Annotated in this window: 15 protein-coding genes; 5 read left to right on the forward strand and 10 right to left on the reverse strand. The window is 73.3% G+C overall.

Going from position 1 to position 26,306, the window contains the following annotated elements; translation table 11 throughout:
* Window positions 1-258: 258 nt before the first annotated feature.
* Window positions 259-1,002, forward strand: a complete 744-nt coding sequence (locus OYE22_RS21645) for a response regulator transcription factor (RefSeq protein ID WP_277321953.1) — start codon at window positions 259-261, stop codon at window positions 1,000-1,002.
* 258 nt (window positions 1,003-1,260) lie between these two features.
* On the opposite strand, the gene OYE22_RS21650 is transcribed toward OYE22_RS21645, so the two are convergent.
* Together OYE22_RS21650 and OYE22_RS21655 are read right to left on the reverse strand one after the other, a co-directional pair.
* Window positions 1,261-2,481: a crosslink repair DNA glycosylase YcaQ family protein gene (locus tag OYE22_RS21650; RefSeq protein ID WP_277321954.1), complete on the reverse strand. Its 1,221-nt coding sequence runs from the start codon at window positions 2,479-2,481 to the stop codon at window positions 1,261-1,263.
* Window positions 2,482-2,911: 430 nt separating this feature from the next.
* Window positions 2,912-3,502, reverse strand: coding sequence for a GNAT family protein (locus OYE22_RS21655; protein ID WP_277321955.1), 591 nt, complete (start codon window positions 3,500-3,502; stop codon window positions 2,912-2,914).
* 624 nt (window positions 3,503-4,126) lie between these two features.
* On the opposite strand from OYE22_RS21655, the gene secA reads away from it, so the two are divergent.
* Complete coding sequence (gene secA, locus OYE22_RS21660; RefSeq protein WP_277321956.1) at window positions 4,127-6,982, forward strand: preprotein translocase subunit SecA; 2,856 nt, start codon at window positions 4,127-4,129, stop codon at window positions 6,980-6,982.
* 288 nt (window positions 6,983-7,270) lie between these two features.
* On the opposite strand, the gene OYE22_RS21665 is transcribed toward secA, so the two are convergent.
* Window positions 7,271-7,774, reverse strand: a complete 504-nt coding sequence (locus tag OYE22_RS21665) for an Rv3235 family protein (protein ID WP_277321957.1) — start codon at window positions 7,772-7,774, stop codon at window positions 7,271-7,273.
* Between the two features lie 498 nt (window positions 7,775-8,272).
* Here OYE22_RS21665 and OYE22_RS21670 point away from each other — a divergent pair, with 498 nt between their 5' ends.
* Window positions 8,273-8,779, forward strand: coding sequence for a hypothetical protein (locus OYE22_RS21670; RefSeq protein WP_277321958.1), 507 nt, complete (start codon window positions 8,273-8,275; stop codon window positions 8,777-8,779).
* A 178-nt stretch (window positions 8,780-8,957) separates the two neighbouring features.
* Window positions 8,958-9,620 (forward strand): HAD family hydrolase, encoded by a 663-nt coding sequence (locus tag OYE22_RS21675; RefSeq protein ID WP_277321959.1) that lies wholly within the window; start codon window positions 8,958-8,960, stop codon window positions 9,618-9,620.
* A gap of 68 nt (window positions 9,621-9,688) precedes the next feature.
* On the opposite strand, the gene OYE22_RS21680 is transcribed toward OYE22_RS21675, so the two are convergent.
* The gene (locus tag OYE22_RS21680; RefSeq protein ID WP_277321960.1) at window positions 9,689-10,255 is read right to left on the reverse strand and encodes a DJ-1/PfpI family protein; all 567 of its coding nucleotides are present in this window, start codon (window positions 10,253-10,255) and stop codon (window positions 9,689-9,691) included.
* Window positions 10,256-10,746: 491 nt separating this feature from the next.
* On the opposite strand from OYE22_RS21680, the gene OYE22_RS21685 reads away from it, so the two are divergent.
* Window positions 10,747-15,819 carry an NAD-glutamate dehydrogenase gene (locus OYE22_RS21685; RefSeq protein ID WP_277321961.1) on the forward strand — a complete coding sequence of 1,691 codons (5,073 nt, stop codon included), beginning with the start codon at window positions 10,747-10,749 and terminating at the stop codon, window positions 15,817-15,819.
* 139 nt (window positions 15,820-15,958) lie between these two features.
* On the opposite strand, the gene OYE22_RS21690 is transcribed toward OYE22_RS21685, so the two are convergent.
* From OYE22_RS21690 to OYE22_RS21715, 6 genes are all read right to left on the reverse strand, one after another.
* Window positions 15,959-16,864: a sigma-70 family RNA polymerase sigma factor gene (locus tag OYE22_RS21690; protein WP_277321962.1), complete on the reverse strand. Its 906-nt coding sequence runs from the start codon at window positions 16,862-16,864 to the stop codon at window positions 15,959-15,961.
* Window positions 16,865-16,962: 98 nt separating this feature from the next.
* Window positions 16,963-17,460 carry an FBP domain-containing protein gene (locus tag OYE22_RS21695; RefSeq protein WP_277321963.1) on the reverse strand — a complete coding sequence of 166 codons (498 nt, stop codon included), beginning with the start codon at window positions 17,458-17,460 and terminating at the stop codon, window positions 16,963-16,965.
* Window positions 17,461-17,595: 135 nt separating this feature from the next.
* The gene (locus tag OYE22_RS21700; RefSeq protein ID WP_277321964.1) at window positions 17,596-18,477 is read right to left on the reverse strand and encodes a carbohydrate ABC transporter permease; all 882 of its coding nucleotides are present in this window, start codon (window positions 18,475-18,477) and stop codon (window positions 17,596-17,598) included.
* Entirely contained in the window at window positions 18,474-19,958 is a 1,485-nt protein-coding gene (locus OYE22_RS21705; RefSeq protein WP_277321965.1) for a sugar ABC transporter permease, read from the reverse strand. Before OYE22_RS21705 ends, OYE22_RS21700 begins: the two co-directional genes overlap by 4 nt.
* A gap of 21 nt (window positions 19,959-19,979) precedes the next feature.
* Window positions 19,980-21,278, reverse strand: a complete 1,299-nt coding sequence (locus tag OYE22_RS21710; protein WP_277321966.1) for an extracellular solute-binding protein — start codon at window positions 21,276-21,278, stop codon at window positions 19,980-19,982.
* Between the two features lie 771 nt (window positions 21,279-22,049).
* Complete coding sequence (locus OYE22_RS21715; RefSeq protein ID WP_277321967.1) at window positions 22,050-26,012, reverse strand: FtsK/SpoIIIE domain-containing protein; 3,963 nt, start codon at window positions 26,010-26,012, stop codon at window positions 22,050-22,052.
* Between the last annotated feature and the right edge of the window lie 294 nt (window positions 26,013-26,306).

Raw genomic sequence — 26,306 nt, forward strand, 5'->3', positions numbered from 1 at the left:
CAACGTGGTGAACCGATGAGAGCTGACTGAATTGATGTACGAGGCGCGGTGACGGCCGTGTCCCGTACGACGGTGTAGGTGGTGCCCCGGGAGGGCCGAGTTGGCCCTCCGGGGCACTACGGTGCGGATGGCGGGAGCACCGGGCCACCCCGCGGGCATGGAATCATGGCGGCGTGGTCAATCGGCGCTCGGTGGGGACTGGTTGGCGTGCAGAGCTAGGTGAAACCGCAAGGCCACGGCCTTCATGGGGGAGGAACGATGGCGGACAGCTTCGGGCCCGTGCCCGACGATGACGACGGTGACGGCGTCGACGTCGGAACGGACAGGGGCGAGTCGCGCAAGGAGCCGATCCGGGTCCTCGTTGTGGACGATCACGCGCTCTTCCGCCGAGGACTGGAGATCGTACTCGCGCAGGAAGTGGACATCCAGGTCATTGGCGAGGCCGGGGATGGGGCTGAGGCCGTCGAGAAGGCGGCGGACCTGCTTCCCGACATCGTGTTGATGGATGTCCGCATGCCCAAGCGGGGCGGGATCGAGGCGTGTACCGCCATCAAGGAGGTGGCCCCCAGCGCCAAGATCATCATGCTGACGATCAGCGACGAGGAGGCCGATCTCTACGACGCGATCAAGGCCGGCGCCACCGGATACCTGCTCAAGGAGATCTCCACCGACGAGGTGGCGACCGCGATCCGGGCCGTTGCCGACGGACAGTCGCAGATCAGCCCGTCCATGGCGTCCAAGCTGCTGACCGAGTTCAAGTCGATGATCCAGCGCACCGACGAGCGGCGCCTTGTGCCCGCGCCTCGACTGACCGACCGCGAGCTTGAGGTGCTCAAGCTCGTCGCCACCGGGATGAACAACCGCGATATCGCGAAGGAGTTGTTCATCAGCGAGAACACGGTCAAGAACCACGTCCGCAACATCCTGGAGAAGCTGCAGCTCCATTCGCGCATGGAAGCGGTGGTGTACGCGATGCGCGAGAAGATCCTCGAAATCAGGTGACGGGTCGCGACGGCCGCACCTGAGGCGGCCGTCGCGGAGCCGAACGCGACCGTGCGGCGGCGGCTGACCGGTGGTGGTTGATCGGAGCCTGGCCAACGACGCACGGCGCACGGCGCACGGCGGACGGCCGGGGACACCGTGGGGTACCAGTGGCCAGGCGGGGCGGAGCGCCCCTCCCGGCCGAGGCGCCCCTGCCCCGAGACACCCCCGACCCCGAGGTGCCCCTGCCCCGGGGCGCGCACCAGGGTCGGGAAGCCGTCAGGCGAGGGCGGCGGTGAGTGGGGCGGCCAGGTCGGGGTGGTTCACGCGCTCGATCCGTACGGCATCGCAGCCCACCCACTCGGCGGCCTCGCGCAGGGCGCGGGCCATGGGGGCCACGTCCTTCGCGCCCCGGAGCGAGAGCTGTCGGGCCACCAGCGTCGTGCCCTCCCGGGCCGGGTCCACGCGGCCCACCAGCTTGCCGCCGGTGAGCAGGGGCATCGCGAAGTAGCCGTGTATCCGCTTGGGCTTCGGCACATACGCCTCAAGCCGGTGGGTGAAGTCGAAGAGGCGCTGGGTGCGCGGCCGGTCCCAGACCAGCGAGTCGAACGGCGACAGCAGCGTCGTCCGGTGTCGCTCCCGGCGCCCCGCGGACTCCGCGGCGAGCGCGGCCGGGTCGGCCCAGGCCGGCTTGTCCCATCCCTTGACCTCGACCGGCGTCAGCCCCGTACTGGCGATGACGGCGTCCACCTGCTCGTTCCTGATCCGGTGGTAGTCGGCGAGGTCCGCGCGTGTGGCCACGCCCATCGCCGCGCCGGCCTGTGCGACCAGCCGCCGCAGGCACTCCGCGTCCGGCAGGTCGTCGTGCAGCAGGTCCCCCGGGATCGCGCGCTCGGCCAGGTCGTAGACCCGCTTCCAGCCGCGCCGCTCGGTGCAGACGACCTCGCCGTACATCAGGGCGCGCTCGACGGCGACCTTCGTCGCCGACCAGTCCCACCACTCGCCGCCGTTCTTCGCGCCGCCCAGTTCGGTGGCGGTCAGCGGGCCCTCGGCGCGCAACTGGGCGATGACCTTCTCGTAGACACCGGCCGGCAGGTCGTGGTGCCACTGGGGGCGGTCGCGGTACGCGCGGCGCCGGAAGGCGAAGTGCGGCCACTCCTCGACCGGCAGGATGCAGGCGGCGTGGGACCAGTACTCGAAGCTGTGCGTCTCCGTCCAGTACGCGGCCTCCACGGTGTCGCGGCCGACGGCGCCGAGCCGGGCGTACGGGACCAGTTCGTGGGACCTGGCCAGGACGGAGATGGTGTCCAACTGCACCGCTCCCAGCGAGCGCAACACCCCGCGCACGCCCGCCCGTTGGTCCCGCGCGCCCAGCAGCCCCTGGGCGCGCAGCGCGATGCGGCGGGCCTCGTCGGCGGACAGGGTGACCTCGGGGCGCGCGGGTGGCGTCGCCGCGTCGGTAGCGCGTGCGACGCGGCTCGCTGACAGGGGAGTTGTCATGCCGGACACAGTAAACGGTGGCACTGACAACGCCGTCGGGCGCGCGGCCCGCCGTGGCGCGGGGCCGATGGCGGGCCCACGGAGCCGGCGTTGTCCCACGATCGAGTGAGCCCAGCGCCCCGCCCAAGCCTCGCCCGGGCCCGCCAGAGCCCCGCTCGACCCTGGCCCGAACCCCGCTGGGACCCCGCCCGAGCCTCGCCCGAGTCCGCCGGGACCTCATTCACCACGCCGGGCGGGCCCCACGGCCGGTCCGCCTACCGAGCCGGACGCCGGGGACGAAACCGGCACCCGCCCCCGCGCCGCCCAGCCGCCCCCGCTGCCCGACCGGCGACCGCCCCCCGCTACCCGTCCGGCGACCGCACCACTCCACCCGGGCGACCGCCCCGCCCCGTGCCGCCCGGCGACCGCCCCGCCCCGTGCCGCCCGTGAGTCAGGACGGTTGCGGGCCAGGCAGGTACGGGGTCGGGCTCGGGAGGTTGAGGTCGCTGGGGAGGAGGGAGCCGATCCAGGAGTCGCGGCGGGTGCCCGCGTGCGGGATGCGGGCGCGCAGGGTGCCCTCCCGTTGGAAGCCGAGCGAGCGCGCGACGGCCCAGGAGCCCTCGTTGCCGACCTCGGCGTACCACTCCATGCGCTCCACGCCCAGCTCGCCGAAGGCCCAGTCGATCATGCGGCGGGCGGCTTCGACGGTGTAGCCGCGGCCACGGTGTTCCTTAACCGTCCAGTAGCCGATCTCCGCCTGCCGCTCCGGGCCGGCCAGCTCCAGGCGGACCAGGCCCATGGCGCCCACGAGCACGCCGTCGTCCTTCGTGACCACGGCGAGGCTGTACGAGGTGTTGTCACGCCAGCCGTTCGGGACCATCTCGGTGACGAAGTTCTCGGCGTGCTCGCGCAGGTAGGGCGAGGGCACGTTCGTCCAGCGCGGAATGTCCGGGTCCTGGCAGGCGGCGAAGACGGCGTCCACGTCGGACGCCTCGAACGGGCGCAGGACCAGGCGAGGGGTGGTGAGTATCAGGGGCTCCATGGATCGAGTGTGGTCGCTCCACCCGGTGTGCGAAAACCATTTTGTACTCCGGCGTGGGGGGACGGCCCGAGTCCCTCGCACCTCACCGGCCAGGCCGGCGATGCGGGGCCGGACGGTGCGGGGCCGGGCGGTGTACGGCTCCGGGGCGGAGGCGAGGTGTGCGGCCGGGGCGGGCGGCGCGCCGGGCTCCGCGCGGCCGGAGGGGGCGTCGTGCGGATGGCGGGGTGCCGTTCCCCGTACGAAGGGTGTGGCGCCGCCTCCCGTACGGATGACGTGGGTCTGTCGCGCGCGAAGGGGCGGGGGGAGCGGGCGCCGGCGGCGGTTCGCGTGGTCACGATGCGTAATTGCCACGCGTGGGCGGGCGAGTGGGGAACGGGACCGGCCGTGTCTCGTGGGGCTGGAGAGGCGGTGGTGGTCCCGCCCTTCCGGGGGGTCTCCAGGCACCTTCGGCGGGGTTCGCGCGTTGGGAACAGAGGGCGATAGCGAGCCTTCGTGCCGACGGACCTCCCGGGGCAGGCTGGTCCTGACTTACGATGGCCGTTGCGGCAGGCCCCGTGGCCCCCGATAATGCCGCGCTAGCGCACCCGAACCGTGCCAGGTCCGACCGGCAAGGAGCCAGCCTACGTGTCCGTCCTCAACAAGCTCATGCGTGCAGGCGAAGGAAAGATCCTGCGCAAGCTGCACCGCATCGCGGGCCAGGTCAACTCCATCGAAGAGGACTTCCTGAACCTCTCCGACGCAGAGCTGCGCGCTCTCACGGACGAGTACAAGGAGCGGTACGCGGACGGCGAGAGTCTCGATGACCTCCTGCCCGAGGCGTTCGCCACGGTCCGTGAGGCTGCCAAGCGCGTCCTCGGTCAGCGCCACTACGACGTACAGATCATGGGTGGCGCCGCGCTGCACCTGGGCTACGTCGCCGAGATGAAGACCGGTGAGGGCAAGACCCTCGTCGGCACGCTGCCGGCCTACCTCAACGGGTTGTCCGGCAAGGGCGTGCACCTGATCACGGTCAACGACTACCTGGCCGAGCGTGACTCCGAGATGATGGGCCGGGTCCACAAGTTCCTGGGCCTGTCCGTCGGCTGCATCCTCGCCAACATGACGCCCGCCCAGCGGCGCGAGCAGTACAACTGCGACATCACGTACGGCACCAACAACGAGTTCGGCTTCGACTACCTGCGCGACAACATGGCGTGGTCGCAGGACGAACTGGTGCAGCGCGGGCACAACTTCGCGATCGTGGACGAGGTCGACTCCATCCTCGTGGACGAGGCCCGTACGCCGCTGATCATCTCCGGCCCCGCCGACCAGGCCACCAAGTGGTACGGCGACTTCGCGAAGCTCGTGAAGCGGCTGACCCGTGGCGAGGCCGCCAACCCGACCAAGCGGGACGAGGACGGCAACCCGCAGCAGGAGACCGGCGACTACGAGGTCGACGAGAAGAAGCGGACCGTCGGCATCCACGAGTCCGGCGTCACCAAGGTCGAGAACTGGCTCGGGATCGACAACCTCTACGAGTCGGTCAACACCCCGCTCGTCGGCTATCTGAACAACGCCATCAAGGCGAAGGAACTGTTCAAGAAGGACAAGGACTACGTCGTCATCGACGGCGAGGTCATGATCGTCGACGAGCACACCGGCCGTATCCTCGCCGGCCGCCGCTACAACGAGGGCATGCACCAGGCGATCGAGGCGAAGGAAGGGGTGGACATCAAGGACGAGAACCAGACCCTCGCCACGATCACCCTGCAGAACTTCTTCCGCCTCTACGGCACCCTCTCGGGCATGACCGGTACGGCCATGACCGAGGCGGCCGAGTTCCACCAGATCTACAAGCTCGGCGTGGTCCCCATCCCGACCAACCGGCCGATGGTCCGCATCGACCAGCCCGACCTGATCTACCGCACCGAGCCCGCGAAGTTCGCAGCGGTGGTCGAGGACATCGTCGAGAAGCACGAGAAGGGCCAGCCGGTCCTGGTCGGCACGACCTCGGTGGAGAAGTCCGAGTACCTCTCGCAGCAGCTGAACAAGCGCGGCGTGCGGCACGAGGTGCTCAACGCCAAGCAGCACGACCGGGAGGCGACGATCGTCGCCCAGGCCGGCCGCAAGGGCGCGGTCACGGTGGCGACCAACATGGCCGGCCGTGGTACGGACATCCAGCTCGGCGGCAACCCGGACGACCTGGCCGAGACCGAGCTGCGCGGTAAGGGCCTGGACCCGGTCGAGCACGTCGAGGAGTGGGCCGCCGCGCTGCCCGCCGCCCTGGAGCGGGCGAAGGCCGCGGTCAAGGCGGAGCACGAGGAGGTCAAGGAGCTCGGCGGGCTCTACGTCCTGGGCACCGAGCGGCACGAGTCGCGGCGCATCGACAACCAGCTCCGCGGTCGTTCCGGTCGTCAGGGCGACCCGGGCGAGTCCCGCTTCTACCTCTCGCTCGGCGACGACCTGATGCGCCTGTTCAAGGCCCAGATGGTCGAGCGCGTGATGTCGATGGCCAACGTGCCCGACGACGTGCCGATCGAGAACAAGATGGTCACCCGCGCCATCGCCTCCGCCCAGTCGCAGGTCGAGCAGCAGAACTTCGAGACGCGTAAGAACGTCCTCAAGTACGACGAGGTGCTCAACCGGCAGCGCGAGGTCATCTACGGCGAGCGCCGCCGCGTCCTGGAGGGCGAGGACCTGCACGAGCAGATCCTCCACTTCATGGACGACACGATCGACGCCTACGTACAGGCCGAGACCGTCGAGGGGTTCGCCGAGGAGTGGGACCTGGACCGACTGTGGGGCGCGTTCAAGCAGCTCTACCCGGTGCAGGTGACCATCGAGCAGCTTGAGGACGAGGTCGGCGGCGACCGTGCCGGGCTCACCGCGGAGTTCATCACCGACGCGATCAAGGAAGACATCCACGCGCAGTACGCGGCGCGTGAGGAGCAGCTCGGCTCGGAGATCATGCGTGAGCTGGAGCGCCGCGTGGTGCTCTCGGTGCTGGACCGCAAGTGGCGCGAGCACCTCTACGAGATGGACTACCTCCAGGAGGGCATCGGGCTGCGCGCGATGGCCCAGAAGGACCCGCTGGTCGAGTACCAGCGCGAGGGCTTCGACATGTTCACCGCCATGATGGAGGGCATCAAGGAGGAGTCCGTCGGCTACCTGTTCAACCTGGAGGTCCAGGTCGAGCAGCAGGTCGAGGAGGTGCCGGTACAGGATGCGGCGCCCTCCCTGGAGAAGGGCGAGCGCGAGCCCGTCGCCGCGGGCGCGGCCCGTCCTGAGATCCACGCCAAGGGCCTGGACGCGCCGCAGCGCCCGGACCGGCTGCACTTCTCGGCGCCCACCGTGGACGGCGAGGGCGGCGTGGTCGAGGGCGACTTCGCCACCGCGACCGGGGACGGGGACAGCGGCTCGGCGGCGGTGCCCGCCGCCGGCGGCCAGACCCGCGCCGAGCGTCGCAAGGCGCAGAAGGGCGGCCGTCGCCGCAAGAAGTAGGACGTCATGACCCACCGGGGCGGTGTGAGCCGCTCCGGACCGAGGGCCCGGCATCGTCGCGATGCCGGGCCCTCGGCGCGTTCGGTCGCGGGTGCCCAGGGCTGGCCTGGGCCGCGCCGGGCCCGGCCGGACCAGGGTCGCTCCCGCGGTGGTACGGGTTGAGTAGTGGGCCCCCACACGGCCGGCCTCGGTCGGTCTTCCCCGCGTCGCCGGGCTCGTGTCGGGCCCGCTGTCACGCCGGTGGCCTGCCTGGCTCGGCGGTCACGACGGTCAGGGCGGTGGCGGCGGTCACGGCGGCCCGGGGTGGCCCGGTGGGTGGCCGAGGTCGATCGCGGCGCAGCGCCAGCGGCCGTCGGCGCCCTCCTCAAGCCGGAAGGCCAGCGCCCGCAGCCGGTCGCCGGCCGCGATGCGGGCGAACGCCTCGATGACCCAGGGCTCGGGGCGGAACTCGTCGCAGTGCCGCACGACCGGCGGCCACACCCGTGGGCCCAGCCCGGCCGGGTGCGTGCGGGCCGCGGCGCGGGCCGTGACGCTCGTGGTCGCGGCGCTCGTGTTCGTGGGCGGGCACAGGCTCGGGTGCGGGGCGAGGCGGGTCAACTGGTCGTACGCGGCGCCCTGGGTGTGGCCGAGCATCCAGTGCACCGGGCGCTGACCGCTGAGGGTCAGCAGCAGCCGGTTGGCGAACCAGTAGCGGGGCAGCCGTTCGCGGGCGCGGTGCCGGGCGGCCAGGTCCGCGCCGCCGGGGCACCGCTGGTCGCGCCGGCGTGGCGGGCCGCTGTGCTGCCTCGGCACCCGGTGCCCGCCGGGGCCGGCTCCGATCGCGGCCCCGGGGCCCACCGCTCCCACCGCTCCCGGCGCGCCGTCGGCCCGCGTCCCGGTGCGTGGCAGGGCGGCCGGCTCCGTACGAGGCGGCGCGGGGCGGGCGTGTGTGGTGGTGCTCGCGGCCCCTCGCGTGGCTGTCCCGTTGCTCCGTCGCTCCATCCGTCACGCGCCCCCGTCGTCCCGGCCCGGCGTCGATACCGGGCAGTAGCTTTCGTTGCGTGACTTCTACCGGCGGGGTTCGGGTCCGGGCAACGCCGAAGTGGGGGTGGGAGCCTCGCTGTGTGTGACCACCTATCTGGGTGAATCCCGAGAAGGGGAGCGGGACAGCTCTTGCGCCCGGGGCGAGGTGGTGCACGCGGTACGGCACGGGCCGGAGCCCCTCCTCCGAAGGGGGACCGGCGCGCTTATGCTTGCGGGCGGCACGGCTCCGCGTGCCGTGACGGACATGTCTTTACGAAAGCGGCGAACATGCGCGTGTACGTCCCCCTGACCCTCCCCGGCCTCGCCGAGGCGCTCCAGGCGGGCGAGCTGGGCCCGGCCCCGCTGGACGCCTACGCGGTGACGCCGGCGCTGCGCGAGTGGTACGTCTCGGACGACATCGAGGAGCTGGAGTACGCGGCGCTCAACCGGGCCGCGGCGGCCTCGCTGCGCCAGCTCGCCGGCACCCCCTCGGCGCCCCGCCGTCGCGTGGTCGTGGCGGTAGACGTGGCGGACGGCCAGGCCGTCGCCGACCCGGACCGTGGCCTCGACCAGTCGGCCCTTGGGGAAGTGCGCGTCGCCACCGCCATCCCGCTGAGCAAGGCCGCCGCGGTGCACATGGACGGGCCGGACGCGGAGGCGGACGTGAGCGCCGCGGCCGCCGCGCTCGGCGCGGCCGACCAGGGCGACGACGACGCCCAGTTCACGGTGGACGGGGCCGAGGACCACGAGCTGCTGTGGTACGCGACCCAGGAGATCCCCAACCTCATCGACTGAGCCCCGGGCCCTCGGGCCCTCGGGCCCTGGCCCGCCCGGGTCCGCGCGGCCCCGGGGTTGCCCGGTCCCTGGTCTGCCCGACCGCCGGGGGTGCCCGGCGCGGGTCCCCGCCGGCGGTTCGGCGGGAGTTGGCGAACGCGTGGGTCGGCTGTCAGAGGTGCCGGGTACCGTCGAAGGCATGGGTAAGCGCGAGACGCACATCATCTGGGACTGGAACGGCACCCTCTTCCACGACATCGACGCCGTGATCGCGGCCACCAACGCCGCGTTCGCCGAGATCGGCCTCGACCCCATCACCCTTGAGCGCTATCGCGAGCTGTACTGCGTGCCCATCCCGCGCTTCTACGAGCGCCTCATGGGCCGACTGCCGACGCCGCGGGAGTGGGAGCAGATGGACGTGGCGTTCCAGCGCCAGTACGCGGCGCGGCGGGCCGCCTGCCGGCTCGCCGCAGGCGCGGAGGCGCTGCTCGAACGCTGGCAGACCACGGGGCGCACGCAGTCCCTGCTCTCCCTGTACGAGCACGACAACCTGGTGCCCCTGGTGCGCGGCTTCGGCATCGAGTCGCGCTTCGTCCACGTGCAGGGGCGTACGGGGCCGTCCGGCGGCGGCAAGGCGGAGGACATGGTGCGCCACCTCGCGCGGCTCGACGGGGTGCGGGCGGGCCGGACCGTGGTGATCGGCGACGCGCTCGACGACGCGCTGGCCGCGCGGCAGGTCGGGGCGCACGCCGTGCTCTACTCCGGCGGCTCGCACAGCCGGGCCAGCCTCGCGGCGGCCGGGGTGCCCATCGCCGACACGTTGGCCGAGGCCATCGAGCTGGCCGAGGAGCTGACGGCCTGATGACGTCCCGCCCGCCGCCCGTGCCACGGCACCGCGCCCGCCGCGCGGTGCCCGCGGCCCGCGCGCCCTCAGCTCACCGGGGCCTTGTCCCGAAGCACCGTCAGGAACGCGCGCATCCACGCCGGGTGGTCCGACCAGCCGCGCGCGGAGACCAGCGCCCCGTCCACGACGACCTCGGCGTCCTGGAAGGTGGCCCCCGCCGCCTGCATGTCGAGTTCGAGGGCCGGGTAGGCGGTGACGCGGCGCCCGCGCAGGCTGTCGGTGGCGGCGGTCAACTGCGGGCCGTGGCAGATCTGGGCCACGGGCTTGTCCGCGTCGAAGAACGCCTTGACCACCTTCCGCAGCTCGCCGTCGTTGCGCAGGTACTCCGGCGCCCGGCCGCCCGGGATCACCAGGGCGGCGTACTCGCCCGGCTCGACCTCGGCGAAGGACAGGTCGGCGGGCCAGGTGTAGCCGGGCTTCTCGGTGTAGGTGTCGAAGCCGTCCTCGAAGTCGTGGACGACGAAGCGCAGCGTCCTGCGGGCCGGCGCCGCGATGTGCACCTCGTAGCCCTCCTCGCGCAGCCGCTGGTAGGGGTAGAGCACCTCCAGGGACTCCGCCGCGTCGCCCGTCACGATGAGGATCCTCGCCGTCATGCCGCCCACCTCCGCGGTGCGCCGACGGGGCTGGCCCGGGCGGCGCTAGCTCCGAACTGTCCGTTTTGTTCACCGTGCATCGCCGCGCGCCGTTTGCCAACCCCTCCGGGCCCGCTCGGCGACTTCCTGCCGCGCGTGGCGCGCCTTGGTCCGTTTCGTCAAAGTCCGGGGTCCAGATTTGTACATATCCGGCCGATGACGGCGAGCGGGTGGGGAGCGATAGCCTTACGCCGTGATCAGCGCGATATCCCACGAGGGCGGAGCTGCCCTCTCACCTGGCCTTCGTCAGGCGGGACCCCAGCGCCCGGAGCACCATAGTGCCCGGGCCGCCGCTGATTCCCTTCCGCAGGGTTGTTGGCCACATTTGGTCAAGACCGACCCGGCTGTCGCTCATTCCCGCATAACGTCGACAGTGACCGGCGATCCCGCGTCTCGACGTCATGCCACCGCACATCGATGTCACGCAACGGCGCGCGACAGGAGCAGAGGAAATGCAGACCAAGCTGGACGAAGCCAAGGCCGAGCTGCTCGAACGGGCCGCCCGGGTCGCTGAGCAGAGCCCTGCCCATACACAGCAACCGGAGCGAGGGCTCGATCCAAAGACCCTTCGCGCGTACCTCCAGCGCTACTACCTGCATACGGCGCCCGAGGACCTCAGTGGCCGGGACCCGGTCGACGTCTTCGGTGCCGCGCTCTCCCACTACCGGCTGGCGCAGACGCGCCCGCAGGGCACCGCGAACGTGCGCGTGCACACGCCCACCGTCGAGGAGAACGGCTGGACGTGCAGCCACTCCGTGGTGGAGGTCGTCACGGACGACATGCCGTTCCTGGTGGACTCCGTCACCAACGAGCTGTCCCGGCAGGGACGCGGCATCCACGTCGTCATCCACCCGCAGATCGTGGTGCGCCGCGATGTGACCGGCAAGCTCCTCGAGGTGCTCGGCTCGCAGCGCGAGGCGCCCGGCATCACGCTGGCCACCGGGCCCAACGTGGTCGGCGGGACGGCCGCCGGCATGGCCGCCGCCACCATGACGCTGCCCCCCGGTGACCTGCCGCACGACGCGGTCACCGAGTCGTGGATCCACGTGGAGATCGACCGCGAGACCGACCGCGGCGACCTCAAGCAGATGACCGCCGACCTGCGGCGCGTCCTGTCCGACGTGCGCGAGGCCGTCGAGGACTGGACGAAGATGCGCGACTCCGCGCTGCGCATCGCCGACGAGCTGCCGGACGAGCCCACCGCGAGCGACCTGCGCGAGCAGGAGGTGGAGGAGGCGCAGGAGCTGCTGCGCTGGCTGGCCGCCGACCACTTCACGTTCCTGGGCTACCGCGAGTACGAGCTGACGGCCGCGCCCGGCGACGAGGGCGTCGACGAGGACGTCCTCACCGCCATCCCCGGCACCGGCCTCGGCATCCTGCGCTCCGACCCCACGCACGCCGCCGACGGCAACCACGCCGCGCCCGGCGACGGCCGTCCCGGCTCGCCCTCGTTCAACCGGCTGCCCGCCGACGCCCGCGCCAAGGCCCGCGAGCACAAGCTGCTCATCCTCACCAAGGCCAACAGCCGCGCTACCGTGCACCGGCCCTCCTATCTCGACTACGTCGGCGTCAAGAAGTTCGACGCGGACGGCAACGTGGTCGGTGAGCGCCGCTTCCTCGGCCTGTTCTCGTCGGCCGCGTACACCGAGTCGGTGCGCCGGGTGCCGGTCATCCGGCGCAAGGTCGCCGAGGTGCTGTCCACCGCCGGCTTCACGCCGCAGAGCCACGACGGCCGCGACCTGCTCCAGATCCTGGAGACCTACCCGCGCGACGAGCTGTTCCAGACCCCGGTCGACCAGCTCCGCTCCATCACCACCTCGGTCCTCTACCTCCAGGAGCGGCGCCGGCTGCGGCTGTTCCTGCGCCAGGACGAGTACGGCCGCTACTACTCGGCCCTGGTCTACCTGCCGCGCGACCGCTACACCACCGGCGTCCGGCTGCGGCTGATCGACATCCTCAAGGAGGAGCTGGGCGGCACCAGCGTCGACTTCACGGCCTGGAACACCGAGTCGATCCTCTCCCGGCTGCACTTCGTCATCCGCGTCGCGCCCGGCGCCACGCTGGCCGACCTGACCGACGCCGACGCCGACCGCATCGAGGCCCGGCTCGTGGAGGCCGCCCGCTCCTGGGCCGACGGCTTCGCCGAGGCGCTGAGCGCCGAGGTCGGCGAGGAGCACGCCGCCGAACTCCTGCGCCGCTACGCCAACGCCTTCCCCGAGGGCTACAAGGCCGACCACACCCCGCGCGCCGCCGTCTCCGACCTCCAGCACCTGGAGCGGCTGACCGCGCCGGGCGGCGAGCGCGAGTTCGCGCTCAGCCTGTACGAGCCGGTCGGCGCCGGCCCAGGCGAGCGCCGGTTCAAGATCTACCGCAGCGGCGGCCAGGTCTCCCTGTCGGCCGTGCTGCCCGTGCTCCAGCGGCTCGGCGTCGAGGTCGTCGACGAGCGCCCGTACGAGCTGCGCAGCTCCGACGGGTCCACCGCCTGGATCTACGACTTCGGGTTGCGGATGCCCGACCGGGTCGAGGGCGACGACGCGCGCGAGCGCTTCCAGAACGCCTTCGCCGCCGTGTGGACCGGCCAGGCCGAGAACGACAACTTCAACGAGCTGGTGCTCAGCGCCGGGCTCGACTGGCGGCAGGCGATGGTGCTGCGCGCCTACGCCAAGTACCTGCGGCAGGCCGGCTCCACCTTCAGCCAGTCGTACATGGAGGACACCCTCCGCAACAACGTGCACACCACCCGGCTCCTGGTGAACCTCTTCGAGGCCCGGATGGCCCCGCACCGGCAGCGGGCCGGCCTGGAGCTGACCGACGCGCTGCTGGAGGAGCTGGACGCCGCGCTCGACCTGGTCGCCAGCCTGGACGAGGACCGCATCCTGCGCGCCTTCCTCACCCTCATCAAGGCGACGCTGCGGACCAACCACTTCCAGCGGACCACCTCGGGTGAGCCGCACAGCTACCTGTCGATCAAGCTCGACCCGCAGGCCATCCCCGACCTGCCCGCGCCGCGCCCGGCGTACGAGGTCTGGGTGTACTCGCCCCGCGTCGAGGGCGTCCACCTGCGGTTCGGCAAGGTCGCGCGCGGCGGGCTGCGCTGGTCCGACCGGCGTGAGGACTTCCGTACGGAGATCCTCGGCCTGGTCAAGGCGCAGATGGTCAAGAACACCGTCATCGTGCCGGTCGGCGCCAAGGGTGGCTTCGTCGGCAAGCGGCTGCCCGATCCGTCGGTGGACCGCGACGCGTGGCTGGCCGAGGGCATCGCCTGCTACAAGATCTTCATCTCCGGGCTGCTCGACATCACCGACAACCTGGTCGGCGGGCAGGTCGTGCACCCCGAGGGCGTCGTACGGCACGACGAGGACGACACGTACCTGGTGGTCGCGGCCGACAAGGGCACCGCGACGTTCTCCGACATCGCCAACGAGGTCGCCGTCGACTACGGCTTCTGGCTCGGCGACGCCTTCGCCTCCGGCGGTTCGGCCGGCTACGACCACAAGGGCATGGGCATCACCGCGCGCGGCGCCTGGGAGTCGGTCAAGCGGCACTTCCGCGAGCTGGGCCACGACACCCAGACCGAGGACTTCACCGTCGTCGGCGTCGGCGACATGTCCGGCGACGTCTTCGGCAACGGCATGCTGCTCAGCGAGCACATCCGACTGGTGGCCGCCTTCGACCACCGGCACATCTTCCTCGACCCGAACCCGGACGCGGCCGTCTCCTACGCCGAGCGCCGCCGCCTGTTCGAGCTGCCGCGCTCCTCGTGGGCCGACTACGACAGCTCGCTGCTTTCCACGGGCGGCGGCATCCACCCGCGCAGCGCCAAGTCGATCCCGATCAACGCCCAGGTGCGGGCGGCCCTCGGCATCGCGGCCGGTGTCACCAAGCTGACCCCGGCCGAGCTGATGAAGGCGATCCTGCAGGCCCCCGTCGACCTGCTGTGGAACGGTGGCATCGGCACGTACGTGAAGTCCTCGCTCGAATCGCACGCGGACGTGGGCGACAAGGCCAACGACGCGATCCGGGTGGACGGCCAGGACCTGCGGGCCAAGGTCGTCGGCGAGGGCGGCAACCTGGGTCTGACCCAGCTCGGCCGGATCGAGTTCGCCAGCGTCGGCGGACCCCGCGACGCCGACGGCCAGGGCACCGGCGGCCGGATCAACACCGACGCGATCGACAACAGCGCCGGTGTGGACACCTCGGACCACGAGGTCAACATCAAGATCCTGCTCAACTCGGTGGTGGCCGACGGCGACCTGACCGTCAAGCAGCGCAACAAGCTGCTCGCCGAGATGACCGACGAGGTCGGCGCCCTGGTGCTGCGGAACAACTACGCGCAGAACACCGCGCTGGCCAACGCCGTCGCCCAGGCGCCCAGCCTGCTCCACGCGCACCAGCGCTTCATGCGCCGGCTCGGCCGCGAGGGCCAGCTCGACCGGCAGCTCGAGTTCCTGCCGAGCGACCGGCAGATCCGCGAGCGGCTGGCCTCCTCGCGTGGCCTGACCCAGCCCGAGCTGGCCGTGATCCTCGCGTACATCAAGATCACGGTGGCCGACGAGCTGGTCTCCACCGACCTGCCGGACGACCCGTACCTGCAACGGCTGCTGCACGCCTACTTCCCGCAGCCGCTGCGCGAGCGGTTCGCCGAGCAGATCGACGCGCACGCGCTGCGCCGCGAGATCATCACGACCGTGCTGGTCAACGACACGGTCAACACGGGTGGCTCGACCTTCCTGCACCGGATGCGCGAGGAGACCGGCGCCTCCACCGAGGAAGTCGTCCGCGCGCAGACCGCGGGCCGGGAGATCTTCGGGCTCGCCGGGGTGTGGGACGAGGTCGAGGCGCTGGACAACGTGGTCGCGGCCGACGTGCAGACCCGCGTCCGACTGCACTCGCGCCGGCTGGTCGAGCGCGGCACCCGCTGGCTGCTCAACAACCGGCCGCAGCCGCTGGAGCTGGCCGAGACCATCGCCTTCTTCAGCGAGCGGGTCGCCACCGTCTGGGCCGCCCTGCCGAAGCTGCTGCGCGGCGCCGACCTGGAGTGGTACCAGGGCATCAACGAGGAACTCATCCAGGCGGGCGTGCCGGAGGAGCTGGCGTCGCGGGTGGCGAGCTTCTCGTCCGCCTTCCCGACGCTGGACATCGTCGCCATCGCGGACCGCACCGGCAAGGACCCGCTGGCCGTCGCGGAGGTCTACTACGACCTCGGGGACCGGCTGCGGATCACCCAGCTCATGGACCGGATCATCGAGCTGCCGCGGGCCGACCGCTGGCAGTCCATGGCCCGCGCCTCCATCCGCGAGGACCTGTACGCGGCGCACGCGGCGCTCACCTCCGACATCCTCTCGGTGGGCGACGGCAACTCCACGCCGGAGCAGCGGTTCAAGGCGTGGGAGGAGAAGAACGCGGCGCTGCTCGGCCGGGCGCGCTCCACGCTTGAGGAGATCCACGGGTCGGACGCGTTCGACCTGGCCAACCTGTCGGTGGCCATGCGGACCATGCGCACGCTGCTGCGTTCGCACGGCTGAGGCTGAGGCTGAGGCTGACGGTCGGCGGTAGCCAGTAGGCGGTAAGCGCCACGGCAAGCGGTGGCCGAGGGGCGGTACGGGATTCCCGTACCGCCCCTCGGCGCGTTCCGCCCGCGCCCGCGGGCCCGTACCGCCGGTGCTACGCCTCCGGCGCCTCGGGCCGGTCGACGCGCAGCGCCGCCACGTCCAGGTGCTGGAGGCGGGCCGGGTCCGCGAGGATGTCGATGCGCCGCACCAGGCCGTCCCGGACGGTGAAGCTGAGCAGCGAGCGCGGCACGCCGTCGACCAGCGAGACCGTCCCCGCCAACCCGTTGACCAGCACCGGTACCGCGTACCCCGCGGCGCGCGAGAACGTGAGGGCCTGCCCGGCGACCGCCGCCGCGCCGTGCGTCTCGCGGACGCCGGCCGTGGCGCCGAGGTCGACGCGGAGCACGGTGTCCGGCGCGAGCAGCGCCACCAGCGCGTCGAACTCGCCGCCGCGCGCGGCGGCGAGGAAGGCGTCCACCACCGTGCGCTGCCGGGTCAGGTCAGGTTCGGGCGCGAGGTCGCTGCCGCGCACCCGGCGCCTGGCCCGGCTCGCGAGCTGCCGCGCGGCCGCCGGCGTACGCTCCACCAGCGGCGCGATCTCGTCGAACGGCACCCCGAACATGTCGTGCAGCACGAACGCCAGCCGCTCGGCCGGGGCCAGCGTGTCCAGGACGACGAGCAGCGCGAGCCCCACCGCGTCCGCGAGCAGCGCCTCGTGCTCCGGGTCGATGCCGCCCGCGCCGTCCACCACCGGATCGGGGGCGGACTGCCCCTCCAACGGCTGCTCGCGCCGCGCCGTGCGGGCCCGCAGCATGTCGAGGCAGACCCGGGCCACCACGGTCGTCAGCCAGCCACCGAGGTTGTCCACCCCGTCCGCCCCGGACCGCTGGAGCCGCAGCCAGGTCTCCTGCACGGCGTCGTCCGACTCGCTGAGCGAGCCCAGCATCCGGTAGGCCACCGCCCGCAGCCGGGGCCGCTCGGCCTCGAAGCGCCGCGCCAGGCGTTCACGTTCGTCCATCGGTCACATCTCCCGTCCCGTTCCGTCAGGGGTATGACGGAATCGGCGCGGCGAGTGTGACAGGGCGCGCCCGCCCGCGCCGGCTCGGGCCGCCAGGGCTAGCTGAAGACCTGGGCCAGGAACGCCTCGGTGTTGCCGACCAGGCGGTCGATCTGCTCCTGGAGGGTGAGCGACTCCTCGAAGCGCTGGGCGAGCTCCAGCTTCTTCTTGCCCCGCACGTACAGCGAGCAGGCCAGGTCGCCGCAGATGTACGCGCCCACCGTGTTCCCCTGGCGGCCGGCCGCGCCGGCCTTGCGGGCGGCCAGCAGGGTGACCCCGGAGCCGGGGTGCGAGGTCAGGCACAGGGTGCACAGGTTGGTCTTGGTCAGGCTCTTGCGCGGGCCCTGCGGGACGCGCAGCGTGACCCCGGTGAGCCGGCCCTCGTACGGCATGACCAGGTAGCTGCGGTCCGGGGCGCCCGGGTCGCGCCAGCCCAGGAAGTCCAGGTCTTCCCAGGGCTGCTCGGCCAGGTTCCGGGGCAGGTTCAGCCGGCTGGCCTCTCCCTTGGAACAGTTGACGAAGGAGGCTCGAATCTCTTTTTCACCGACCGCAAGCATGTACGCGAAACTAACAGCGGCCCAGTCGCACTGTCGCACCATTTACGCCCCTGACCAGGCGCGGGCCGGCCCCGGGCGCTGCCGCCCGGGGCCGCGTGGCGCCGCGCGAGGGCGCCCGGGAACCGCGTTCGCCGGCTACTTCACGGCCCCCGCCATGACGCCCGAGACGAACTGTCGCTGGAAGGCGAAGAACACGGCCAGCGGGATGACCATCGAGATGAAGGCGCCGGGCCCGAGCACGTCCAGGTTGTTGCTGAACTGGCGGGCCTGCTGCTGGAGGGCGACCGTGATGGGCGGGTTGCCGCTGTCGGCGAAGATCAGGGCCACCAGCATGTCGTTCCACACCCACAGGAACTGGAAGATGGCCAGCGAGGCGACGGCCGGGCCGGCCAGCGGCAGCACCACGCGGAAGAACAGCCGCAGCTCGCCGGCGCCGTCCAGGCGGGCCGCCTCAAGCAGCTCGCGGGGGATCTCCGCGAAGAAGTTGTGCAGCAGGAAGACCGCGAACGGCAGCCCGAAGGCGGTGTGGAAGAGCACCACGCCGGTGGTGGTCTGGAAGATGCCGATCTCGCCGAACAGCTTGGACACCGGGATCAGCGCCACCTGCACCGGCACCACCAGCAGCCCCACCACGACCAGGAACCACCAGTCGCGGCCGGGGAAGTCCATGCACGCGAAGGCGTAACCGGCCAGCGCGCCGACGAGCACCACCAGGGCGGTGGCCGGGATGGTGATCAGCGCGGTGGTCAGCAGCGAGTCGGTGACCACCTCGTTGTGCAGGAGCTGGTCGTAGCCGTCCAGGGTGAGCTGCGAGGGGTCGGTGAAGACCTTCCACCAGCCGGTCAGGTCCGCCTCCGCCGGGTCGCGCAGCGAGGACAGCAGCAGCCCGGCGGTGGGCGTGAGCCACAGCAGCCCGACGACGACGAGGAAGAACCGCATCCCCGCGCCCCCGGCCCGGGCCGCGACGCGGGTGGCGAGCGACTGCTTGGCCCGTACGACGGATTCCGTACTGGTCATCGACGGCGCTCCCTTCGGATGCGGCGGACATTGACGTACATCAGCGGCAGCACCAGCAACAGCAGGAAGATGGCGATGGCGCTGCCGACGCCCTGGTTGACGTCGGTGCCGAAGGAGGACTTGTAGAGCTGGAGCGCCAGCACGTTGGCCTCGTCCTGGCTGGCGCCCGGCGCGATGATGTAGACGAGGTCGAAGATCTTCAGCACGTTGATCATCAGCGTGACGAGGACGACCCCGAGCACCGGCGCCAGCATCGGCACCGTGATCCGCCGAAAGACCTGCCACTCGTTCGCGCCGTCCATCCGCGCGGCCTCCAGCAGCTCGCGCGGCAGTCCGGCCAAGCCGGCGGCGATCAGCACCATCGCGAAGCCGGCCCACATCCACACGTACGAACCGATGATCGCCGGGGTCACGAGCGTGGGGCCGAGCCAGTCGACGCCGTTGTACGGGGCCTGGAAGTTGGAGCCGGGCAGCCGCAGCGTCGCCCCGTCGGCGGCCGCGGACAGTTCGAACGTGCCGTCGTCGCGGGTCTTCGCGGTGGCCACCACCGAGCCGTCCTTGACCGCCTGCACCTTGATGCCGGCCAGGCCCTCCTCGCCCGGGTCGATCTCGTTCGCGGTGCCCTTGCCGCCGCGCGTGAAGTCGCGCCACACGGTGCCGGTGACCTTGCCGTCGACCCGCTCGGCGCGCGCCGCCTCCGGCGCGCCGTCCACCTGGTCGCGTGGGATGCCGACCAGCGGGACGTGTACCGGGCTGCCGGCGCGCAGCGTCCTCGGGTCGCTGATCGTGCCGTCGGACGCCTCGGTCAGCGGCGACTGCCGGCCGGGGTTGGCCCGCTCGAAGGGGGCCGGCTCCGAGAAGGTGTCGTGCACGGTGACCCACAGCGCGTTGGCCACGCCCCGGTCGGGGTCCTGCTCGTACACCAGCCGGAAGATGATGCCCGCCGCGAGCATCGAGATCGCCATCGGCATGAAGACCAGCAGCTTGAAGGCGGTGCCCCAGCGGACGCGCTCGGTCAGTACGGCGAAGATCAGCCCGAGCGCGGTCGCCACCAGCGGCGCGACCACGATCCAGATGACGTTGTTGGTGACGGCCTGCTGTATCGCGTCGTCGGTGAACATCTCCCGGAAGTTGTCCAGGCCGACGAAGTCCTTGTCCGCCGCGTCGAAGAAGCTGCGGCGCAGCGAGTAGACGATCGGGTAGACGACGAGCGCGCCCAGCAGCACCAGCGCGGGCAGCAGGAACAGCGCCGCCAGCCACGGGTTGCTGCCGGCCACGCCGCGCCGCGCGGATCGTCTGACGCCGCCGCGCGGCGCGGGCTTGCCGCCGCCCGCGCGCGTGGCGGAGGGAGCGGCGGTGGTCGGGTCCGGGGTGGGCGCGGCGGCGCCCGGCGTCGTCCCCGCGGCGCCCGCGGGGGTCTTCGGGGTGGACGAGCGGCGCGGGCCCGGCTGGGCTGCGCCGCCCGCTGGCGGGGTCGGCATGGTGTGGGTCCCTCGGCCGGATCAGTCCGAGAACGCCTTGGCGGCGTCCTTCTCCAACTGGCGTTGTATGCCCGAGATGTTCCTCGGGTTCTTGAGGAAGTCCTGGAGCGCCTTCCATTCGCCCTGCGCGGGTTTGCCGCCGAACGACGCCGGCGCCTGGTCGGACATGTCGAAGCGGAAGTCGTTGCCCGCCTTGACCAGCGCCTCGGCGATGCCGCGCAGCTCGGGGTTGGGGTAGGTGGCCAGGTCGAGCTTGGTGTTGGCGGAGATCAGGCCGCCCTCGCGGGCCCAGACCGCGGCGGCGTCCGGCGAGGCCAGGAAGGCCAGCAGGGCCTGCGCCGCCTTGGTGTCCTTGAGCGCCACGGCGACGTCGCCGCCGGTGACCACCGGGGCCTTGGCCCCGACGGCCGGGAACGGGAAGACCTTCGCGTCTTTGCCCAGCTCCGCGCCCGCGTCGGCGACGTTGGCGGCGACGAAGTCCGCCTCGAAGACCATCGCCGCCCGCGGCTCGCCGCCCGCGAACGTCTTGGCCACCGACTGCGGGAACTCCGTGCGCAGCGCGCCCTCCTTGCCGTCGGTCAGCAGGTCCTCGTCGCCGAAGAGCTCGGCCAGCGTCGTCAGCGCCCGGGTGACGGACGGGTCCGTCCACTTGATCTCGTGCGTGGAGAGCTTGTCGTACATCTCGGGGCCGGCCTGCGAGAGGTAGATGTTCTCGAACCAGTCCGTGAGCGTCCAGCCGTCCGCGCCGCCGACCGACACCGGCTGCACGCCGGAGTCCGACACCAGGCGCGCCTGCTCGATCAGCTCCTTCCAGGTGCCGGGCTCCTTGGCCCCCGCGTAGTCGAAGGCGCGGGTGTTGTACCAGATGAGGGACTTGTTGCTGACCTTGAAGTAGACCCCGTACGGCGTCCCCTCGTACGAGCCCAGCTCCTGCCAGCCGCGTGCGAAGTTCTTCCGCAGTTGGGCCTGGCCGGCCTCGTCGATCGGCTTGATCCACTTCTTGGCGGCGAACTCGCGGAGTACGCCGACCTGTTGCAGCATCGCGATGTCGGGCGGCTGGCCGCCCGCGACCTTCGAGCCGACGTAGGCGGACATGTCGTCGCCGCTGGGTACGAAGGAGACCTCGGCCCCGGTGCGCCGCTCGAACTCCGCCAGCACCTTGCTGAAGTTCTCCTGCTCGGTGCCCGTCCACACGGCGGTGACCTGGAGCTTCTGCCCGTCCAGGCGGGGGAGTCGCACCGTTTGGGGGATCGGGGCGGTGCTCGCGCTGTCCTCGTCCTCGGCGCCGCAGCCGGCGACCCCGAGCAGTGTCGTGATCACCGCGAGCGTGGTGGTCAGCGCCAGCGCGCCGCGCCTCGTCCGCCGCCGACCGGCGCCGCGCGCCGTGGCGTGCGCCGCGCGTTCGCCGTTGACTGCCGTGCGCCCCTGGTGTCGTGGTGCATGGCGTGTGAGCCGCATGTCGCCGTCCCTCCCGTGCCCCCGGTGTGCTCGGCCCCCGCGGACGGCCGTCGTGCGTCGACACGCTCCGCTTCTCCGGCCGTGCCCGGTGTCGACAGTCCTACGCCGTGTCACCGCCGGCCGCAATACGTGCATCGGCGTCGGGCGGCTGATCGTGATGGTGCCGTGATCTTCGATGCCCGCCGTGCCCGTTAAGCCCATATCCCGTGCTGACCAGCGGAGTTGACGTGCCGTCTGCCGCTGGAGAGGCCCTGGAGAACCACTGGTGCGCGGGTGAGACGAGGGGCCCGCGCGACTCGCGCCGATCCCGCCCCCGGCCCGCCGGGACCCGCTTCCCCCGGGCCGTCGCGGCCGGACTCGTCACTCGGCGTATGGGGGGTGGTTGATTGGTTGCCGGGGCGGGCGCGTGGCCGAGTCCCCCGCGCCGGCGCACCCGCCCAGGCGCGTACGCCGGGCCGAGCCGAGCCGGGGCCGGCAGGCCGGGCGGCCTTTGCCGGGCCGGACCGCGTACGCAGGCCGAGCCGGGGCCGGTACGCCGGGCCACGTTCGCCGGGCCCGTACGCCCGTACGCACGCCCGCGCGCGACCAGCCCGGCCCGGTTCGGCTCGCGGGCCGAGGCAGTGGGCGTCGGGCTCAGATCAGGGGCGGGGCCGGGGGCGCGCCGGTGGACTGGGCCGCCCGTTGCAGGGCGCTGGCCAGCAGGGCCAGATCGGTCGGGCCGTTACCGAGTTCGCGCAACGGCCGGCGGGTCGGCGGGTCGCCCATCCGCTCCCAGTCGAGCGGGACCACGGTCGGCCTGGCCGTCGCCGTGCGGGGGATACGGCCGGTGACGCGGCCCGCCTGGAAGGGGGTCGCGCCGCCGTCGTCGGGCCGCTTGAGCCGGCCCCGGCCGGGGTTCGGCAGGCCCTCCACGGCGTTGCGGACGCTGCCCGACGGCTGCTCCAACAGCACCCTAAGGCCCGCGCGTTCGACCGCGACGGTGTCCGCCGTGCGGTCCGGCCGGCCCGAAGCGGCGATCAGGTGCACGCCGAGGCGCGCGCCGTCCCGGGCCACGGCCTCCAGCGCGCGCACCACCGATCCGGCCGACGGCCGGCCCGTACTGCCCAGCGCAGGGGCCACCAGCGCGTCGAAGTCGTCCACCAGCACCACGAGCCGGGGCATCGCGCCGGGCTCGTACGGGTCCTGCGGCTGCTCGCCGCCGGACTGGCCCGCGTCCGCCGCCGTGCCGACGCCGCCCTGACCACCGTCGACGGGCTGGGCGCGGAGCTTGAGCGTGCCGCCGGCCGGGCTCTCCAGGCCGCCGTCGGGCGCGTACCCCGCCCCCCAGCGGCCGTCGGGCTGGCCCGGCTGGTCGGCGGGATCGGGGTGCCCGGGCTGCTCGGGCTCGCCGAACCCGGCGGGGCCGACCGCGGCCGGGTCCGGCGCGTCCATCGGTCTGCGCGGCGGGATGATCTGGGGCGCGGCGGCGTTCTCCGCGTGCCAGGACAGGAAGTCGCCGCGGCCGAGCAACTCGGCCCGGCGCTTGAGTTCGGAGCTGAGCGCCTGGGCGAACTCGCGCATCCGCACCGGGTCGGAGGCCGCCAGGTACGTGGAGACGTGCGGCAGCTCCGTACACGGCCGCAGCCCCTCGCCGCGCTCCACGCCGCCGCCGTCCACGAGCACCAGCGACATGCGGTCCGGGCGCTCGGCGGCGGCCAGCGAGGCGGCGATCGAGCGCAGCAGCTCGGTCTTGCCGGTGCCGGGGGCGCCGTCGATGAGCAGGTGCGGGCCGTCGGCCGCGAGGTCGATGGCGAGCGGCCCGCGCGGGCCGGCGCCGAGCACCGCCAGCGTCCGCCCGCCGAGCACGCCCTCGTCGTCGGCGGCGGCCCAGCGCGCCATGAGCGACGCCGGGGTGGCCCGCGCGAGGCCCAGCTCGTCGAGGAGCCGGGTGCTGTCGGGCAGCGGAGCGCTCGCCCGGGCCGGTCCGCCGAGGCCGCCGGCCGCGGCGTCGACGGGCCGCAGCGGCGCCAGCGCACGCGCGAACCGCTCGGCCCACGCCAGCGACACCGCGTCCACCGTGGCCGTCCTGACCACGCCGGTCGCGTCGGGCGCGGTCGAGCCGGCGTCGGCCGCGCCGTCGGGGCTCGCCCCGCCGCCCGGGCCGGGCGCGCCCGCCCCGGTGGTCGGCGTGGAGCGCGGGGTGGCGATGCCGGTGGGGCCCGTGGTGCCGGCGCCACCGCCGAACTCGCCGCCCGCGTACTCGGCGGCCGGCGCTGGCCGCTGGCCGCCCTGGCTGCCTTGGCCGCTCTGGCCGCCGGAGGCGAGGGCGGACCGCGCGGGCAGGCCGTGCGCCGCGAACCAGTCGCTGCTGGGCACCCCGGGCCGGGGCGCGAGCGGCGGCGGGCTCGGGGCGTGCGCGCGCCCCGGATCGCCGTCCCAGCCCCGGTGCAGCACCTTCAGCTCGGTCGCGACATCGCCGCTGAGCAGCGCGACGACGCCACACTCGGCGATGAGCGAGGAGGCCGAGCGCGCCGCCTCGTAGCTCGCCGACAGCGGCGCGCCCGTCGCCGCGGGCGGCGCCTCGGCCAGGCACAGCAGGTGGACGCCGGCGGCGGGGCCGCCCGCCGCGAGGCGGGCCACCCGCTCGCGCACCGAACGCTGGGCGGGCTCGCCGTCCACGATGACCACCGTGTGCGGCCCGGTGTGCCGCTTGGCGGCGGCGGCCACGGCCGAGGGCGACGCGGTGATCCAGCCAGGGCCCAGCGGGCCGTCGTCCAGGCGCCGCACCAACTCGCCCACCCGGGCCGCGGCCTGGTCCCGGTCGAAGGCGAGCAGCAGTCGGCAGTCCTGGCCGTGCGCCGGGCGCACCTGGGGCAGCCAGCCCAGCCACGACCAGTCGGCGAGCCGCTCCTCGACGGGCCGCTGGCGCTCGGCGCTGATCAGCACGATCTCCAGGGCGGTGGGCGGGTGCGCGGCGGCCAACTGCGCGATCACCGAGCGGGCCAGCCCGGTCAGCCGGGCGCGCGGCCCGGCCAGGCCCACCGCCCCGGCCTCCCGCAGGCTCACCGCGACCGGCGCGAACACGGTGGGGCCGCCCGGCGCGCCCGCCAGCGGCTGGTCCGCCGTGCCGAGCCGGACCACGAGCGCGTCCGGGTGGCACGGCGTGCGCTCCCACAGCCGTACGTCGGGGCCGAGCGCGGTCAGCAGCACGGAGGACGGGTCGGGCCAGCGCTGGTCGAGCGCCTCGGCCGCCGCGACGGCCTCCCGCACGACCCCGGCTGGGTCCGCGCCCCAACCCTCACCGGAGTCCGCCCGCTCGACGACCCGGCCGCCACCGGCGAGCCGCCGCGCCCACGCCCCCAGGCCCGTGCGCCGCCGCTCGGTGCGCGGGGCGTGCAGGTCACCGGAGTGGGTCGGTACGTCATAGCCGTCGGCGGCTTCGGGGCCCGGCCAGCGGTCGAAGCCCTCGGCGCCATGGGCGCCCGGGCGCGTCATCCGGCGGGTGGCGCCGGGGTCGCCGGTCGCGGGGTACGCCGGGCCGCCCGCGCCGGTCGCGTACCCGGTCGGGCCCGCGCCGCCGGGCAGGCCCCTCGGGTCCGCCGGCGGCGGCGCGGCGTGGCCGGCCTCGGACCGCGCGCCGCCCGGAGCCGTGTCGTACCCCCGGTTCGGGGCCGGGGCGGGCGCCGCTCCGGCGCTCCGCTGCCCCGGCCCGCCGTACCCGTACGTGTCGGGCGGGTCGGCCGCCGTGCCGCCTGGTGACGTCGGCGGGCTGCCCGCTCCGGCGCGCGTGCCGGCTCCCGTGTCGGTCGTGGGCGCGCCGGTCGTCGGCTCGGTGGGCGTCCGGCCGCCCGGCGCGACCCGCAGGTGGCCCTCGCCGTCCGGGTGGGTGGCCAGCGGCGCGGGGCCGGCGCCCCAGCCGGAGGGCTGGCCCCCGGCGCCGGCGGGCGCCTGCGCCGCGTACTGACCGGCGGCGGCCGGCTCGGCGTGGGGCGCGAGCCCGGGCGGCGGGGCGTGCAGCCGCAGCGCGGACTCGCCGATGCGCAGCAGCGCGCCGGGCGGCAGCGGGGCGGGCTGGTCGCCGACGGGCATGCCGTCGAGGTGGGTGCCGTTCGTCGAACCGAGGTCGACCACCGTCACCCGGCCGTCGTCCGAGACGGAGACCGCGCAGTGCGCGCGGGAGACGTCCGGGTCGTCCAGCGGCACGTCGGCGTTGCTGGAGCGGCCTATCCGCGCCTGCCCGCCGTGCAACAGGTGCACGCCGCCCGCGTCCGGGCCCGCGACCACGTGCAGCCGGGCGGGCGCGGTGGAGCACAGGGCGGGGTAGGGGTGCGGCTGCTCCTCGGGGGCGGCCGGTGCCTGGAGGGCGAGCACCGCGCCGTCCACGAGCGGTGGTTCGCCGAGCACGCAGCGCCGCGCGTCGAGCCGCTCGGCCCCCGCGTACACCGCCACCGTGCCACTGCCCACGTCGGCGCCGGCCGCCGCGACCGCTGCCGCGAGGCCGCTGGTCACCGAGGCCAGGGCGGTGCCGACGGGGGCCGTCACGAGGACGTCGCAGGCGTGCGCCTGGTGGCCGGGGAGGCCGCTGCGCGGCCCGAGGACGGTCAACCGGATCTGCATCGCCGCCAGCGGTCCCTTCTGCCCCGGATGCCCGGCGGGGAAGCTGCTCCCCCCACCGCGCCCAGGCGCGTCAGCACGTACAGGACACACATCACGGGCCCCTCCTCCCGCCCCCCATGTGCTGCGTGCATCCTCGCATCCACGACTGACAACGCGCCTGGCGAGTGCCGCTCCGCGATCTTGATCGGCCCTCCGGTTGGCCAAAACCATCCGCGTACGAACGGCCCGGCGACCGGTCCGGCCGCCGTGGCGGGCCGGCGGCGACCGCCCGACCTCCCGGCGTCCGCCGGTCGC

It is taken from the genome of Streptomyces sp. 71268, from assembly GCF_029392895.1.
Classification (GTDB): Bacteria; Actinomycetota; Actinomycetes; order Streptomycetales; family Streptomycetaceae; genus Streptomyces.

What these genes read in the sequence shown, in the direction of transcription:
- OYE22_RS21675 (WP_277321959.1), top strand. Translation starts at nt 8,958, where the DNA reads ATGGGTAAGCGCGAGACGCACATCATCTGGGACTGGAACGGCACCCTC.
- OYE22_RS21700 (WP_277321964.1), bottom strand. Translation starts at nt 18,477, where the DNA reads ATGACCAGTACGGAATCCGTCGTACGGGCCAAGCAGTCGCTCGCCACC.
- OYE22_RS21705 (WP_277321965.1), bottom strand. Translation starts at nt 19,958, where the DNA reads ATGCCGACCCCGCCAGCGGGCGGCGCAGCCCAGCCGGGCCCGCGCCGC.
- OYE22_RS21685 (WP_277321961.1), top strand. Translation starts at nt 10,747, where the DNA reads ATGCAGACCAAGCTGGACGAAGCCAAGGCCGAGCTGCTCGAACGGGCC.
- OYE22_RS21715 (WP_277321967.1), bottom strand. Translation starts at nt 26,012, where the DNA reads ATGCAGATCCGGTTGACCGTCCTCGGGCCGCGCAGCGGCCTCCCCGGC.
- OYE22_RS21650 (WP_277321954.1), bottom strand. Translation starts at nt 2,481, where the DNA reads ATGACAACTCCCCTGTCAGCGAGCCGCGTCGCACGCGCTACCGACGCG.
- OYE22_RS21690 (WP_277321962.1), bottom strand. Translation starts at nt 16,864, where the DNA reads ATGGACGAACGTGAACGCCTGGCGCGGCGCTTCGAGGCCGAGCGGCCC.
- OYE22_RS21695 (WP_277321963.1), bottom strand. Translation starts at nt 17,460, where the DNA reads ATGCTTGCGGTCGGTGAAAAAGAGATTCGAGCCTCCTTCGTCAACTGT.
- OYE22_RS21655 (WP_277321955.1), bottom strand. Translation starts at nt 3,502, where the DNA reads ATGGAGCCCCTGATACTCACCACCCCTCGCCTGGTCCTGCGCCCGTTC.
- OYE22_RS21645 (WP_277321953.1), top strand. Translation starts at nt 259, where the DNA reads ATGGCGGACAGCTTCGGGCCCGTGCCCGACGATGACGACGGTGACGGC.
- OYE22_RS21680 (WP_277321960.1), bottom strand. Translation starts at nt 10,255, where the DNA reads ATGACGGCGAGGATCCTCATCGTGACGGGCGACGCGGCGGAGTCCCTG.
- OYE22_RS21670 (WP_277321958.1), top strand. Translation starts at nt 8,273, where the DNA reads ATGCGCGTGTACGTCCCCCTGACCCTCCCCGGCCTCGCCGAGGCGCTC.